The sequence below is a fragment of the Flavobacterium columnare NBRC 100251 = ATCC 23463 genome, assembly GCF_002530675.1.
GTDB lineage: Bacteria > Bacteroidota > Bacteroidia > Flavobacteriales > Flavobacteriaceae > Flavobacterium > Flavobacterium columnare.
The window spans coordinates 21,757-38,589 of record NZ_PCMX01000013.1 but is presented as its reverse complement, the minus strand read 5'-3'; the positions used below and the strand labels follow the sequence as shown (position 1 = coordinate 38,589).

10 protein-coding genes are annotated in these 16,833 nt (G+C 31.9%); 4 read left to right on the top strand and 6 right to left on the bottom strand.

Annotated features, from left to right (window positions below; genetic code table 11):
- Nucleotides 1–94: 94 nt before the first annotated feature.
- From pruA to map, 6 genes are all read right to left on the bottom strand, one after another.
- Nucleotides 95–1,720, bottom strand: coding sequence for an L-glutamate gamma-semialdehyde dehydrogenase (pruA, locus tag B0A78_RS02125; RefSeq protein ID WP_065213765.1), 1,626 nt, complete (start codon nt 1,718–1,720; stop codon nt 95–97).
- A 134-nt stretch (nt 1,721–1,854) separates the two neighbouring features.
- A complete protein-coding gene (gene apaG / locus B0A78_RS02120) occupies nt 1,855–2,241 on the bottom strand; it encodes a Co2+/Mg2+ efflux protein ApaG (protein ID WP_014164732.1) in 387 nt (128 codons plus the stop codon).
- A 69-nt stretch (nt 2,242–2,310) separates the two neighbouring features.
- Nucleotides 2,311–3,558, bottom strand: a complete 1,248-nt coding sequence (locus B0A78_RS02115) for a type IX secretion system plug protein (protein WP_097609329.1) — start codon at nt 3,556–3,558, stop codon at nt 2,311–2,313.
- 79 nt (nt 3,559–3,637) lie between these two features.
- A complete protein-coding gene (locus tag B0A78_RS02110) occupies nt 3,638–6,520 on the bottom strand; it encodes a DEAD/DEAH box helicase (RefSeq protein WP_014164730.1) in 2,883 nt (960 codons plus the stop codon).
- A 99-nt stretch (nt 6,521–6,619) separates the two neighbouring features.
- On the bottom strand, nt 6,620–7,390 hold the full coding sequence (locus B0A78_RS02105; RefSeq protein ID WP_014164729.1) for a class I SAM-dependent methyltransferase: 771 nt from the start codon (nt 7,388–7,390) through the stop codon (nt 6,620–6,622).
- A gap of 852 nt (nt 7,391–8,242) precedes the next feature.
- On the bottom strand, nt 8,243–9,067 hold the full coding sequence (map, locus tag B0A78_RS02100) for a type I methionyl aminopeptidase (RefSeq protein WP_014164728.1): 825 nt from the start codon (nt 9,065–9,067) through the stop codon (nt 8,243–8,245).
- A gap of 122 nt (nt 9,068–9,189) precedes the next feature.
- Between map and B0A78_RS02095 the strand changes: the two genes are divergently transcribed.
- The 4 genes from B0A78_RS02095 to B0A78_RS02080 all read left to right on the top strand — a co-directional run bounded on the left by B0A78_RS02095 (nt 9,190) and on the right by B0A78_RS02080 (nt 16,829).
- Nucleotides 9,190–10,464, top strand: coding sequence for an acetyl-CoA hydrolase/transferase family protein (locus B0A78_RS02095; protein WP_097609328.1), 1,275 nt, complete (start codon nt 9,190–9,192; stop codon nt 10,462–10,464).
- Nucleotides 10,465–10,873: 409 nt separating this feature from the next.
- Entirely contained in the window at nt 10,874–11,203 is a 330-nt protein-coding gene (locus B0A78_RS02090) for a DUF6660 family protein (protein ID WP_225556131.1), read from the top strand.
- A 95-nt stretch (nt 11,204–11,298) separates the two neighbouring features.
- On the top strand, nt 11,299–15,612 hold the full coding sequence (locus tag B0A78_RS02085; RefSeq protein WP_014164726.1) for a CusA/CzcA family heavy metal efflux RND transporter: 4,314 nt from the start codon (nt 11,299–11,301) through the stop codon (nt 15,610–15,612).
- An 11-nt stretch (nt 15,613–15,623) separates the two neighbouring features.
- Nucleotides 15,624–16,829, top strand: a complete 1,206-nt coding sequence (locus B0A78_RS02080) for an efflux RND transporter periplasmic adaptor subunit (protein ID WP_014164725.1) — start codon at nt 15,624–15,626, stop codon at nt 16,827–16,829.
- Nucleotides 16,830–16,833 lie beyond the last annotated feature (4 nt).

Below are 16,833 nucleotides of genomic sequence, written 5' to 3'. Positions count from 1 at the left end.
GAGAAACACATTATTAGTACTATGTAATTTCTCCTTTTAGTGTCGAAATAACAAGATTGCCCTCTTTTTTTAGGACACCCTCTTTTATGTTTGATTATCCTAAGAAAGGATATCTATAATCTACTGGTGTTACAAAAGTTTCTTTGATTGTTCTAGGAGAAACCCAACGTAATAAGTTTTGCGCAGAACCTGCTTTATCATTGGTTCCAGAAGCTCTAGCTCCTCCAAATGGTTGCATTCCTACTACTGCTCCTGTTGGTTTATCATTAATATAGAAGTTACCCGCACAGTTTTGCAACGCTATTGTGGCTTCTTCAATGGCATAACGACAACCACTGAAAATGGCACCTGTTAACGCATATTCTGAGGTAGCATCTACTAATTTTAAAGTATCTGTCCAAGCGGCATCTTCATATACATAAATAGTCAATACTGGACCGAATAATTCGGTTTCCATAGTTGCGTATTTTGGGTTTGTTGTTAAGATAACCGTTGGTTCTACGAAATATCCTTTTGATTTATCATACCCTCCACCAAAAATAACTTCTGCATCGGCATCAGCCTTAGCTTGGTCAATATATTTGGCTAATTTATCAAATGATCCTTCATGAATAACTGCCGTTACAAAGTTGGAGAAATCTTCTGGCGAACCTTGCTTGAATGTTGCTAATTCTTTGCCCATTTCTTCTTTGATAGCAGACCATAAAGAAGCTGGAAAATAGGCTCTTGAAGCGGCTGAACACTTTTGTCCTTGAAATTCAAAGGCACCACGTAATGTATTAGCTACTACTTGTTTTACATTAGCTGTAGGATGTACTAAAACGAAATCTTTCCCTCCGGTTTCTCCTACAATTCTCGGATATGTTTTATAGGTATGGATGTTTTCTCCGATTTTCTTCCATAATTCTTTAAAGATAAACGTAGAACCTGTATAGTGAATACCCGCAAAATCAGGAGAGGCTAATATTGTGTCTGTTACCATTACAGGATCACCAAAAACGACATTGATTACACCGTCTGGCACGCCTGCTTCTTTAAAAACATCAATGATTATTTTTGCTGAAAAAACTTGGCTATCGGATGGTTTCCAAACTACTACATTCCCCATTAAAGCTGCACTTGCAGGCAAATTAGCCGCAATAGCTGTAAAGTTAAAAGGGGTAATAGCATATACGAACCCCTCTAACGGACGGTACTCTACACGATTCCATACGGACGAATCAGAAGCGGGTTGATCTTTATAGATTTGCACCATAAATTCTACATTATAACGCAAGAAATCTATTAATTCGCAAGCCGCATCAATTTCGGCTTGATGAATTGTTTTGGATTGTGCAATCATAGTAGCTGCATTAATTTTTGCACGGTAAGGCCCTGCAATTAATTCAGCCGCTTTTAAAAAGATAGCCGCTCTTTGCTCCCATGCCATGTTAGCCCATTTTGTACGGCTTTCTAAAGCATTGGTAATAGCTTTTTGTACGTGTTCTTTCTCTGCTAGATGATAGGTTCCTACTACATGTTGGTGATCATGTGGTGGAGTCATATTGCGTGTATTACCTGTACGAATTTCTTCGCTACCGATATATAGAGGAACATCTACTTTTGAATTCCACATTTCTTGATAAGCTGCTAATACAGCAGCTCTCTCTGGAGAATTTGGAGCGTACGATTTTACGGGTTCATTAACCGCTTTTGGTACGTTAAAAAATCCTTTAAGCATTGTATTTTTATTGTTTAAATTATACGTTCATTTTATGTAATACTAACAAAAATACAAAATGCCTTTTAAAAAAGGCATCGTATCTCTTTTTTTTTAAATTTTATAAAATTAAACTGTATTTTATGTACACCAAACTAACTTAGCGCAAAAGGTGCATTTAAGTAAAAAACAGGTATTACAACATTAAATTTTTTTGTAGTAGCAAAATTAATCATCGTAAAATATCCTGTCATACTACCATGTGGGGAAGAAAGTAGACATCCTGAACTATAGGTATACTTTTCTCCTGACTTGAGTATGGGTTTTTCTCCTACTACTCCTTCTCCTTCTACGGTTTCGTGATAATTGAGTGCATCGTATATATCCCAATGACGAGATAGAAGTTGTACTTGGTCTTTACTATGATTTTCTATGGTAATATGATATGAAAATGCAAAATGCACAGACTGGTTTTTGAAATAAGTTCCTTCAAAAATTGTCTCTACCGAAATTTTGATCCCTTTTGTAACTTGAGTAACCATTTTACCTTTTGTTGTAAGCGCAAATTTAGCAAAAAATAAAAACATCTTTGTTTTTAATATTTGTTAAATTTAATTAGTAATATTTTGTGAACTTGCTTCTCCTACACCTATTATTCGATCAAAACGTTCTCCGTTAGCTCGATAATATACAAAAACCTGGTATTTATTTTCTGTTTGATAATAATTTCCGTCAATGGCGTTCTTATAATCTATTTGATTTTTTGGGTTTATTAAGGTATAATTATAGTTTACAAATCCTTGTTTAATCATAATGGCTTTTTCATACATTTCTTTACTTGCATTATAGTCCATTTTGTTTTCATCTGTCATTTGATAATTGTTAAATAAGCCTGTTACATAAATAGTGGCATCTTTTGGATAATTAGGTGCAAATAAGGAAAAGTAAACCCAAGTATAATCTGTTTCTACATCATTATTGTCTCGTGCAAAAATGTTTCTATTCTGAAAAATTCCGTTGATATCAGGAAAAAAGGTATATCCTTTATCTTTTCTTACTTCATTAGAATATAACAAGGTTTTGTACAAACCTGAATTTGAATCTACCCTTGCTATATTGTTGGTAGGTGTTTTTATGTCTTTATTATCGTAATAATAATATTCATTTCCTGCCCAAAATTGTGTTTCAGCGTTGTAACGATAGATCAATTCATTACCAATGGTATATTGTGGTTTTATATTGTATTTAGCCGTATTCCATCGCCCATTTTGAATGAGTGCAATTTTTATATTTTGTAATGGATTTTGAAAAAGGATATTTTTAGATTTTATGGCAAATTCAACATTGTGTTTTTCTGCTATATCATTTAGAGTCCTGGAGCGTTTGATTTGAATGGGGACTTCTACTCTTTTTTCATAAATTATAAACTTTCTTGAAAAGATTATTTCTTTATTTTTATTTAAAATAGAAAGTATGTAATTCCCGCTTTTTATAATTTGACAAAAATTATTCGGAAAATTCAAACGATAATGGGAATAACCTTGTAGGGTATTGAATGAATTTTGATAGTCTTGAATTCGTTGATTATCATTCCCATTTAAATATTCATTTCTAGTTAGATCGGATATTTCCCAATCGTAATTGCAGTGAGTTAAGGTAAAATAATAGTCTTCTTCATTCCCGTGTAAATCATCAAAACTAAATTCAAAATCTTCTCCTAATTCAAAAAAAGGAAACACTACATGATCCCCTTGTTTAAATGCAATGGTTTTAATATTAAATGGCGCAACATTTTCAACTGGTTGACACCAAGCACAATGATTAAAAAGCAATACTATGAAGAGGGAAATTGATTTCATGGTTTATGGTTTAATTAAAACTACATTAATTTGCATAATTGGAAACTAAATTACTATTTTAAACCTATTATTGTTTAATTTATTGCAAGAAATATGCTAAATTTTCGGTTATTGATTCGGGGATAACACTTTCATCAATAATACTGTCAGATAATTCTTTTTTATTTTGTTGCAATTGTAATATTTTTTCTTCAATTGTATTTTGTGTGATAAAACGAACGACATTTACTTTGTTTTCTTGTCCGATTCTATGAGCTCTTGCTATGGCTTGTTTTTCTGCAAAAGGATTCCACCAAGGATCTAATAAAATGATATAAGAAGCTTTTGTTAAATTAAGTCCTACTCCTCCTGCTTTTAGGGAAATAAAGAAGAATACGATCTCTTCATCTGTTTGAAACTGTCTTACACTATTTTCTCTTTGTTCTACGGATGTAGTGCCTGTTAATGAACAAAAACGAATATTATTTTGAACACACCAATCTTCATAAATAGCTAAATGACTTACAAACGAGCTAAATATTAAGGTTTTATTCTTTGCTTTTGCCAAAGTATCTAAATATCCAGTTACATCATAAAACTTACCCGATGCCATTGTTAGAGTGGGATCAACTAACTTAGGATGATTGCTCCATTGGCGTAGTTTCATTAGCACATTTAATATATGTATCATAGAAGATGAATCTTCTAATTTAAGGAGGTAGTTACGAGCTTTGGATTTTTCTTCTTCGTATTGTTTTTCTTGTTCTTCATCCATTTGGCAGTATACTACTTGTTCTATTAAGTCGGGAAGATCTTTTAATACTTCTGTCTTGGTTCTTCTTAGGATATAAGGATTGATAATATTTTTTAGCTCACCTATTTTACTTTCATCTTTATATTTTTCAATTGGTTTTTTAAAATATTGATCAAAAAAAGGAAATTCACCTAATATAGATGGATTTATAAATTGCATTTGTGACCACAGATCTGCTAATGAATTTTCAATAGGTGTACCACTTAACGAAATTCTATGTTCTGCTTGTAAGGTGGTTAAGGCTTTGAATATTTTAGAATTTCGGTTTTTTATTTGTTGGCTTTCATCTACGATTAAATAATGAAAAGGGATTTTTTGTAGTGATACGCTGTCTCTACTTAGTATAGAGAAGCTGGTAAATATAAGATCGTAACGATTTAACTTTTTCCCCAATATCTTTCTATCTGTTCCTACGTATTTTATACATTTGAAATGGGGTGCAAATTTTTTAGCTTCATTGTACCAGTTGAATACTAATGAGGAGGGCACTACAACTAATGCTTTTAATGGTTCTGCTTCTTGTGTTTTTGAATCCGCAAATAGATCCATTTCAGAGGTTGCAACTGATGCTTCTGATCGTTCGTTTTCTTGTACTGCAATAAGTAAGGCTAATGTTTGTAAGGTTTTACCCAACCCCATATCATCTGCTAGACAAGCTCCTACTCCGTTTGTATAATGATTCAAAAGCCATTGTACCCCTTGAATTTGATACGGTCTTAAAGTGGCTTTTAACAAATTCGAAGGCTCATAAATTAAGGTTTGTTTTGAGGTGTTTTCTGTTTCTAAAATAACATCTTCTAAATTTAAATTCTGGAAATGACTTTTAGGCAAACTAATCCCTCCATCCGTTTGCTTTGTTCCAAATTGAGCTAGTGTGCCATAGCGTTTCATCCATTCACTAGGAATAATAAAGTACGTTCCATCTGGGAGTAAAAACCATTGATTTCCATTTTTAATATTAGATACAATATCTGAAAAAGGGAAATTATGAGTTCCACAGGAAATAGTCATCTTCAGATCAAACCAATCGGCTTGTTCAGTACTTTGTAAAGAAAGTGTTATTTTATTGGTTTGAATTTTTTTATGATCAATTAAAAATGGATCTAAAAGGAAGCCTAGTGCTTGTAAATTTTCTTTTTGTTTCAAGATAAATTCTATACTATCTAATTCGGCAGAGGAATTAGATAAATAAAAGTTTCCTTCTCTGTTTTTTTCAAATCCAAAGTCAATTAATTTTTTTTCTATTACTAACTCTTTTGAGAAATCTCTTTTATATTGAATTACTTTTACGGCATCATCTGCTTCAAATGCTATAGAAGAATCTTGTTTTTTATCCATATTCGATGAAAAAACATATCCTTTGTAATCAAAGAGAATCTGAATAAAAAACTGTTTATTTAAAAAATCATGATTTCCTTTTAAATCATAAGAGACTATTTCATCAAAAGTGTCAATTATAAAACCTTCGGTTTCTATTGTTACTTTTTTTATGATATCACTAATAAATTTTTTAAAATACTCCGTTTCCATTCGTTTAGGAATGTGTACCGATTGATTTTTCAGGAATGGTTTTAACTTTAATCCATCTATTTCTGGAATTAAAATTAGCTGTTTGTTAAAAACAATCCAGCAAGGAAATTGAGTTAAGATACTTATATCGTTTTGATAGGGATGTACTGTTTTTCCTTTATCAGTTAGAGTAAGTGTATACACGATTCCTTCTTCATTTTTAGTAAAATGTAATTGAGCAGGCATTGTTTTATTAGTAAAATGCACCTGATTAATATAAAACTCTTTTTTTGAATTTAAGTTTACACTAAAGGGGAGTTCTAAATCTTGAATAGCCTTTAAAATAGCTTCTGTTTTTCTATTTAAGTACTCTTGTAAAAGTTTTTTGATAGTCTTATCTTCTTTTAGTAAACTTAATGAAGTTATTTTTTTATTCTTTGTAAATTTTTTAAGAATATTTTCTGTTTTCAAATCAATTACTAGAAGCCATAATTTCTTTTCTTCTGAACTTAATTCTTTTGAAATGCTTTTTAAAGTTTCTTCATTGGCTGTTTTAAAAACATACAAAGGAAGTTGGTTTGTATTGATTAAATACAAAAAGGGAACCCAACGTTCTTCTGCTTCATTCCATGATAAATCGAGTGCTAACGAAAAAGACATTCTTTTTAAATTTATAATTGTTATTATTCTATAATTTAAAAAGGAGGAATCTCATCATTTTCAACAAGACTCCTCCTTTTAGATAATTTATTTTTCTTTTTATTTAAAACAAACAGGAATAATTTCTCCTTTTGCTAAACAATATTTTTGAACCAATGAGTCTTCTAATGTTTTGGTATAATCTATTTCTTTAACAGTAAAACCTATGCTTCTTAATTTATCAAAATAGTCTAGCCCATATACACGCACATGATCATATTGTCCGAATATTTTTGCACGTTCTTTTGGATCTGTTATTGTATCATCAGCAAAGGTAGTTTGTCGTGAATAATCCTGTGGAATCTGAAAAATCCCCATTCCTCCTGGTTTAAGTACACGATATAATTCTTGCATGGCTTTTGTGTCATCTGGAATATGTTCTAAAACATGATTACAAAAAATAATGTCATACGAATTATCTTTAAACGGAAGATTGCATATATCTGCTTTTACATCAGCTAATGGCGAAAACAAATCGGTAGTAACATATTCTATATTCGTTTGTTTTTTAAACCGTTTGTAGAACTCTTGTTCTGGAGCAAAATGCAATACTTTTTTTTTATTCTTAGCTATAAAAAAATCAGTTTCATTTTGAAGGTATAACCACAACAAACGGTGTCTTTCTAATGAAAGTGTACTAGGTGAAAGAACATTATTCCTTTGATTACCATAACCATAGGGAAGAAACATTCTGAAACTTTTTCCGTCTATAGGATCTGTAAATTGGTTTCCTTTTAATACAAATGCTAATATAGGGCGTACTATAAAACTAATTCTTATCAGAATTGGTCTTGGGATTACATTTAAAAAGAATTTAAATATTTTTTTCATTTTTTGTTTTATGCTAATTTAAAATCGTAGTACCGTTTTGTTTGAACTAAAAACATGTATGAATGTTATTTTGTTTTCATAAAAATTATTAGTTTGGATACTGTTTTCTAAATATATTTTTAGTATTTTTTGATTGTTTGAAAAATTTTAGAAACAACTTCCGTAATTTTTTTCCAATTATGAGTCAGATTGCAAACTCTTTCATCTTTAAATTCAATTAAAAAAACATTACCTTCTTAACCATCTAAAGCGTCAACTGTACTGTTATTAAGAGATCTAATTATCCCATTTATAACATTTTTTTATTCCACGAGATTTTTTACAGAACGAGTATGGTCTTGATGTTGTTTGTTCAAACTTAACTCTAAAATCGTTTTACTAAGAATAGTCTCATCTAATACCTATTTTATTTCTTTATTGAAGCTCGTTTTTTAGAACAGATATTTCAACAAAAATATTTTTTTATACCATCACTATCAAGTTCTAAATTAGCAAAAAAATTTAACAGATTCTATCCAACTTTTGTCTATTGATTTTGTTTGGAATACATCAATGAAGAACTATCGAATTTGTTAATTTCTTGAAAAAATCAATGATAATAATATGTTATCAATAATAAATTCCCTTCATCAAAAGAATTTTTACCTTGATTAAATCCTTTGATTATTGAGTACACAACTTTACTTACAGTACTTTTACTAGAATCATTTTGTCCAGCTATTAAGGTAATTCTGTCTATAGTTATATCCGCCTTTCTATTATAGCAATATTTTAGTATTTTAACTTCATTGCATTTTACTTAAAAACAATATTTATTTTTTAAATTTGATATAGAAAGATTTGAAGGAATCATCAAATCACTAATTTATTGGCTCTAAACTCATCCTCTTCATTAGTTTGTATCCCTAATGCTTGATAAATGTATGCAAAGGTTGAAAGGAGTTCAGGTTTTCCATCAATTATGGCTACATCGTGTTCAAAATGGGCAGAAGGTTTACCATCAGCAGTCGTAATAGTCCAGCCATCTTTATGTTGTTTGATATTTTTAGTTCCCATATTAACCATAGGTTCTATAGCCACTACCATTCCTTCTTGCAATAGTTTACCTCGTCCTTTTTTACCATAATTAGGCATTTCGGGTGCTTCGTGCATTGTTTCCCCTATACCATGCCCTACCAGTTCACGAACCACACCGTAACCATGACTTTCACAATATTTTTGGATTGCATGACCAACATCTTCTGTTCTGTTTCCTGCTTTTAATTCACGAATACCAATATACAGTGATTCTTTTGTGGTTTTTAAAAGCATTTTAGTGGCTAGATCCACCTCTCCTACTTCAAAAGTATAGGCATGATCTCCATAAAACCCATTTTTTAAGGCTCCACAATCTACTGAAATAATATCGCCCTCTTCTAAAGGCTTATCCGTTGGAATTCCGTGAACTACCTGTGAATTCGGACTCATACAAAGTGAATTTGGAAAACCATACATTCCTAAGAATGCAGGTGTAGCACCGTGATCACGAATAAAGGTTTCTGCTAATTTATCTAAATATAAGGTACTTACCCCAGGCTTGATTTCTGAAGCTAACATCCCTAACGTTTTTGACACAATTAAAGCACTTTCTCGCATTAATTCTATCTGCTCTCGTGTTTTTACTATTATTTTACTCATTTCTTCAAAGTAAGTGTGCAAAAATACAATAATAGTTTAATAAACGATCTAATTTTAGGCATGAGATTTATCATATTACGATCCTTACTAAATACTTAGATTTGGGGGTAAAATTTTAGGTTATGAGTAAATATGTATCCGCAGCGGAAGCTGTAAAAGTAGTTAAGTCTGGTCATCGAGTTTATGTACAAGCGGCGGCGGCTACACCCAGTGTGTTAACAAAGGCTTTATCAGAAAGAGCATCAGAACTAAAAAATGTAGAAATATGTCATTTGCATACAGAAGGAGAGGCACCGTATGCGGATCCTTCTCTATCGGCTAGTTTTCATGTTAATTCTTTCTTTATAGGCGCTAATGTACGTCATACGTTAAAGGAAGGCAATGGCTCTTATACGCCTGTTTTTTTGAGTGAATTACCTAATTTATTCCGAAAAAAGGTAGTTCTATTAGATGTTGTTTTTATTCACGTATCGCCACCAGACAAACATGGCTATTGTTCATTAGGTACTTCTGTGGAAGCTACTTTAGCAGCTATAGAAAATGCCGAAATTGTTGTTGCTCAAGTAAATCCTCAAATGCCAAGAACTTTTGGAGATGGAATCCTACACGAAACCGAAATAGATTATATTGTAGAGGTCAATCATCCTATATTTGGTCATAAGATAGCTCCTATTTCGGCTGAAGAAGAAAAAATAGGAAGTTATGTAGCTAGTCTGATAGAAAACAAAAGCACCTTACAAATGGGCATTGGTTCTATCCCTAATGCTGTATTATCTAAACTTACAAATCATAAAGATTTAGGATTACATACTGAAATGTTTAGTGACGGGGTAATTGACTTAATTGAAAAAGATATTATTAATTGTAATTACAAAGGGATATTACAAAGAAGGGTATTAGCTACTTTTTTAATAGGTTCTCAACGATTGTATGATTTTGTAAATGACAATCCTTTTATTGAAATGAAAGAATCTTCATTTGTAAATGACACGGCTAGAATACGAAAAAACAAAAGAATGGTAGCTATTAATTCAGCTATTGAGGTGGATTTAACGGGGCAAGTTTGTGCTGATTCTATAGGAATGAAAATGTATTCAGGAGTGGGTGGACAAATGGACTTTATTCGTGGAGCTTCACTTAGTGAAGAAGGAAAAGCAATTATTGCCTTACCTTCTATTACTAAGAAAGGGGAGAGTAGAATTGTTCCGTTCTTAAAACAAGGAGCTGGTGTAGTAACTACTCGTTCACATGTGCAATATATTATTACAGAAAATGGCATAGCGGACCTATACGGAAAAACGCTCAAACAGCGCGTAAATGAAATGGTAAAAATTGCACATCCTACCCATCAAGAACGCATTGAAAAAGAATACACAAACTATTTAAAAACTATATAATAATTAAAGAAAGAAGGTGTCCAAAAAATAGATAATCTGTTATCTAACGTTGTTCAGTCGTCTTACTCTAACCAACCCAAAGGAAACCTAGGCAAAACAAAATTACATACTTTTGATAATGAAATGCCTCTTTCCCTCAGAGTAACAAACTAAATCTTGATTCTTTACTTTTTAGGACACCCTCTTTATTCTTCACTTTGCTTATAATTATTAAAAATAAACATTTTACACCAACTACTCCCCAAAAATTTCAGGTAAAAGGAAGCTTTATTTGCTTAGAAACTTTTTTCAAAATACCACTATTCTCTGGGTTCATAATTTCAAATACTATAAGTCTCTTTTATCTTTACTCTTTCTAAACTAAGATTTATTCTTTGTTTCTAGCTTTTTTTTTTATTAATTTGTACTGATGAGATTGCTATATATCATATTATCCGTTTATTTCCTCATATTGTCAGGGTTGCCTTGTCTCGATATGATAGAAGATGAACGATCTATGGCTCAATCTATCACAACTAATCTACAGGATAAAAATCATTCGCATACTGATGATGATTTGTGTTCCCCTTTTTGTGTATGCAATTGTTGCGGTACTCAAATATTAGTCTACCAATCAATTATTTCCTACGATTTTGAAACCTTTTCTATTATAAATACTAAAAATAAAGAATCACTTTACAAGTCGGTTTTTTATACTAATTTCTACAACAGTATTTGGCAACCACCCAAAATAGTATAATAAGTTTTATAGTGTAGCGTAGTTAAGAACTACGCAAATACTTTTCTAATAGCAACTCTTTTGTTTGCTCATTATTAACTTATTATATATTTTCGATGTTAGATAAAATTATACAATTCAGTATAAAGAACAAGTTTCTTATACTGCTTTTTACCATTATATTATTAGCTTGGGGAAGCTATTCGGTAAAACAATTACCTCTTGATGCCCTACCAGATGTAACAAATAATCAGGTACAAATTATTACTACCGCCCCGACTCTTGCTAGTCAAGAAGTAGAACAATTAATCACATATCCTTTAGAACGATCTGTAAAAACGATCCCTAAAATTGTAGAATTACGCAGTATTTCACGATTTGGACTATCTGTTGTAACGGTTGTTTTTAAAGATGACGTTGATATTTATTGGGCTCGTGAACAGATTTTTCAACGCTTAAAAGAAGCACAAGAAAACATCCCTGATTATGCGGGTTCTCCTAGTTTAGCTCCTATTTCTACAGGACTTGGCGAAATTTATCAATATGATGTATATGCTAAAAAAGGGTATGAAAACAAATACGACGCCATACAATTACGAACGATTCAAGATTGGATCATTGTACCTCAACTACAAGGTATAGAAGGCGTTGCAGAAGTTAGCACTTGGGGAGGCAAATTAAAACAGTATGAAATAGCTGTTAATCCTAACACCCTTAATAGCTTAGGCGTTACTATTTCAGAAATTTTTCAAGCTCTTGAAAAAAACAATCAAAATACAGGAGGCGCTTATATTGAAAAAGATCAATACGCCTACTTCATTCGTGGTGTAGGAATGGCTACAGGCATTCAAGATCTACAAAACGTTGTAGTAAAAAATCGTAATGGCGCTCCTGTATTAATTCGTGATGTAGCTACAGTACGCGAAGGTATTGCATTACGATACGGAGCTTCAACTAAAGATGGGAAAGGCGAAATTGTTAGCGGATTAGCCCTAATGCTTAAGGGCGAAAATTCAAGTGCCGTGGTTAATCGTGTGAAAGAAAAAATGGAACAAATTAACAAAACACTTCCAGAAGGTGTCGTAGCTGAAGCTTTTATTGACCGAGGAAAACTCGTAGACAATGCCGTTGGAACAATTACCAAAAATCTGATAGAAGGTGCTCTTATAGTTATTTTTGTATTAATTCTGTTCTTGGGTAATCTGCGTGCAGGACTCATTGTAGCTTCTGTAATCCCTCTATCAATGCTTTTTGCAGTAATTCTAATGAATTATTTTGGAATAAGTGGTAACTTAATGAGTTTAGGAGCTATAGATTTTGGAATTATTGTAGATGGAGCGGTAATTATTGTAGAAGCCACAATGCATCATTTACTTCTTACTAAACGAAAAAAACCTCTTACTCAATCCGAAATGGATGAAGAAGTTTATCAATCTGCTTCAAAAATTAGAAGTAGTGCTGCTTTTGGCGAAATGATTATCTTAATTGTGTATTTACCCATTCTTGCCTTAATAGGTACTGAGGGAAAAATGTTTAGACCCATGGCTATGACCGTTGGATTTGCTGTTATTGGAGCATTTACTTTATCCCTTACTTACGTACCTATGATGTCTGCTTTATTTTTATCAAAAAACACAGAACATAAAGAAAATTTTAGCGATCGAATGATGGCATGGCTAGAAAGCAAGTACATTCCCATCCTTGAAAAAGCGTTAACTTTTAAAAAAATAATTTTAGGGATAGCTATCGGACTCTTTGCCTTTACCTTATTAACCTTTCAAAACATGGGAGGCGAATTTATACCTACCATTGAAGAAGGGGATTTAGCTATAAATGCTACTATTATGACCGGAAGTTCTTTATCTCAAATGGTGGAAACAACCACAAAATATGAACAACTATTAAAAGCCAAATTCCCTGAAATTAAAACCATTGTAACGAAAATAGGAAGTGGCGAAATTCCAACCGACCCAATGCCTATAGAAAGTGGGGATTTGATTATTGTTCTAAAAGATAAAAGCGAATGGGTAACCGCTGATAATTGGGAAGATTTAGCGAACATGATGAAGGAGGAAATGGAAGCTATTCCAGGCGCAAACATCGAAATATCTCAACCAATTCAAATGCGTTTTAATGAGTTAATGACCGGAAGTCGTAGCGATATTGCTATTAAAATTTTTGGCGATGACCTAGAAGTATTAGATGTAAAAGCAAAAGAGCTGATTTCTAAAATTAATACTATTGAAGGAATTGGCGACCTGAAAGCCGAAAAAGTAAGTGGTTTACCACAAATAACTATAAAATATGACTACAATAAAATAGCTTTATACGGTTTGAATATAACAGATATTAACAAAATCATCCGCGCCTCTTTTGCTGGTGAAAGTTCTGGCAAAATTTACGAAAACAGTAAGCGTTTTGATGTTGTTGTCAGACTAGACAAAAACTTCAGAACAGATATAACGGATGTTAATAACTTATTTATTCCATTAAACAGTGGACAACAAGTACCTCTCTCTCAAGTTGCATCAATAACCTACGAACAAGGTCCAGTACAAGTTTCTCGAGAAAACGGAAAAAGAAGAATTACCGTTGGCCTGAACGTAAGAGGTCGTGACATTAAGAGTGTCGTAGAGGAAATCCAACTAAAAGTAAATAAAAACTTTAAACTTCCTCCTGGTTACTTTATAACCTATGGCGGACAATTTGAAAATCTAGTAGAAGCAAACAAACGTTTGTCAGTAGCATTACCTATAGCTCTCGCATTAATTATGGTTTTATTATATTTTACATTTAACAGTATTAAGCAATCTTTGCTAATCTTTACAGCCATTCCTCTTTCTGCTATTGGAGGCGTTTTTGCTCTTTGGTTACGAGGAATGCCTTTTAGTATTTCTGCGGGCATTGGCTTTATAGCGTTATTTGGTATAGCCGTTTTAAACGGAATTGTACTTATTTCGTACTTTAATCAGCTTAAAACAGAAGGAATTAGCGATCCTGTTAAACGTGTGTTTTTAGGTACTAAAACAAGATTACGTCCTGTACTTATGACTGCCGCAGTAGCTTCATTAGGTTTTATGCCAATGGCTCTTTCTAGTAGTGGTGGAGCGGAGGTACAAAAACCTCTAGCAACTGTAGTTATTGGAGGCTTAATTTCAGCCACTTTATTAACCTTAATTGTTTTACCTATTCTTTATTTAGTATTTGAAAAGGGAATCAAACACAATAAAAACATAACTACCACTTTTATCCCTAGTATCTTATTTCTTTTTAGCACACTAAGTTTTGGACAAAACACACAAAACATCACGCTATCAGGAGCTATTGAATTAGCTAAAAAAAATAATACTGAATTAAAAATTGCCGATAAGGAAATTGAAAAACAAAAAATATTGAAAAAAGCCGCTTTTCAACCCGATCCTCTACAAGTTCAGTATCAAGGAGGGCAATTTAATGCTAAAGAATTTGACCATAATGTTACTATTCAACAATATTTCCCTATTGGAGGCATTACTAAAGCAAACAAACAATTACAAGATGAGTTGGCTAAATTAGCTGAAAAACGAAAAGCAATTACGGAATATGAATTAGAAAAAGCTGTAACACTTGCTTTTTATCAATATCTCTATGGCATTGCTACTCAAAAATTAAATACCGATCTAAATAATATTTATACTAATTTTTTAAAAAATGCAGAGCTCAGACACAAAACAGGCGAAACAGGCAGCATAGAAGTTATTAGCGCTCAAGCCAAAATGAAAGAAATTGAAACTCAAAAAAAACAGATCATTCATGATTTATCTATTTACTTAAAACAGTTACAATTTTTTTTACAAACAGAAGAAACAATCACCCCTGATGTTCTAACTCCTTTAGAATACAAATTAGTATCAAACGAAAGTAACAAGATAGAAAATCTAGTTACAGACTATTATAAGCAACAAATTCTAGTAAACCAAAAAGAAACGGCTGTATACAAAGCACTAACAATTCCTAAAATAGGAATTGGTTATTTTTTTCAAACTATTCAGTTACAATCTCCTTTTCAAGGTTTTACAGCAGGCCTACAAATTCCATTATTTGGAAATGTTAATATTTCAAAGGCAAAAGCTTCTGAAATAAATGCCGCACAATCAGAATTATCGTTAAATAAGAGCAAATTAATCATTCAGTTGCAAAACCAAGAACTAATAGAAACCTATGAAAAGCATAAAAAAAGCTTGCAATATTATCAAAAAGAAGGTTTACAATATGCAGAACAAATCATTATAGCTGCACAAAAAAGTTATGCAAATGGAGATTTAAGTTACTGGTCTTATATTAATTTTTTAAACCAAGCAATTGATATTAAAAGACAAGCTATAGAAGTAACAAACGCTTACAACCAAAGTGCTATTTCTCTACAATACCCATCAATTCCTAACAACTAATAGATATTAAAATGAACAATATAAAATCACGATTAAAATTTTTCTTACTTATCAATACTTTTATTTTAATTCTCCTTACTTCTTGTAAAGAAAACAAAACAGATGGATCTAATGAAGAAAAAAAATCAGAAAATGAAGTAGCTTTAACTCTAGTTCAATACAAAACCATTGGCATTGAAATAGGTAAGATAGAACATAAAAATCTAAATAGTGCTATAAAAGCAAGTGGTTATACAACTGTTCCTCCACAAAACAAAGCAGATGTTTCTACTTTAATCAATGGTGTCATAAAAGACATTTTTGTTCTAGAAGGTACTTATGTAACAAAAGGAAAAGTTCTAGCTACTATTCAAAACTTAGAAGTAACTAAAATTCAAGAAGATTACCAAACTGCTATAGCTAATATTGAATACTTACAATTAGAATACAATCGTCAGAAAACCTTAAGTGATGAAGATGTAAATCCTAAAAAAACTTTTCAAGAAGTAAAATCAAAATTAGCTGTCGAAAGAGCCAAAGCACAAGCTGCAAAAAACAAATTACAAGCTTTAAACATAAGTTTAAAAGGAAGCACTTCTCTAATTCCTATTCTGGCTCCCATTAGTGGTTATGTTGGAAAAATAAATATCACTAAGGGGTCTTTTGCTGACACAGGATTAGCCTTATTTGAAGTTGTTAACAACAGTGAAATGCATCTAGATCTTAATGTATACGAAAAAGATTTAGATAAAATTGCAATAGGTCAAGAAGTTGATTTCATCTTGACCAATCAATCCAACCGAATCATCAAAGGAAAAATATTTGGCATCAACAAATCATTTTCCAATGAAAGTAAAACCGTTGCTGTACATGCTAAAATCAACTCTAGTGACAGTAAAGAACTAATTACGGGAATGTATGTTAACGCCAATATAAACGTTACCAATCAAACCGTTCAAGCTTTACCTAAAGATGCAGTAGTTAGAAACGGTGAAAAATATTACATCTATCTCCAAGAAGATTCTCATCAAGAAAATCCAAAAGAAACACATCAAAATAAAGAAGAGGAAGAAAATGAAATTCACTTTAAAGCAATAGAGGTCGTTCCAGGTCCTACCGATTTAGGCTATACTGAAATAAAACTGATTGACCCCGTTCCTAGTACTGCTAAAGTTGTTACAAAAGGAGCTTTTTATTTATTATCACAATCTAAAGGTGGAGGAGAACACGAACATTAAAATT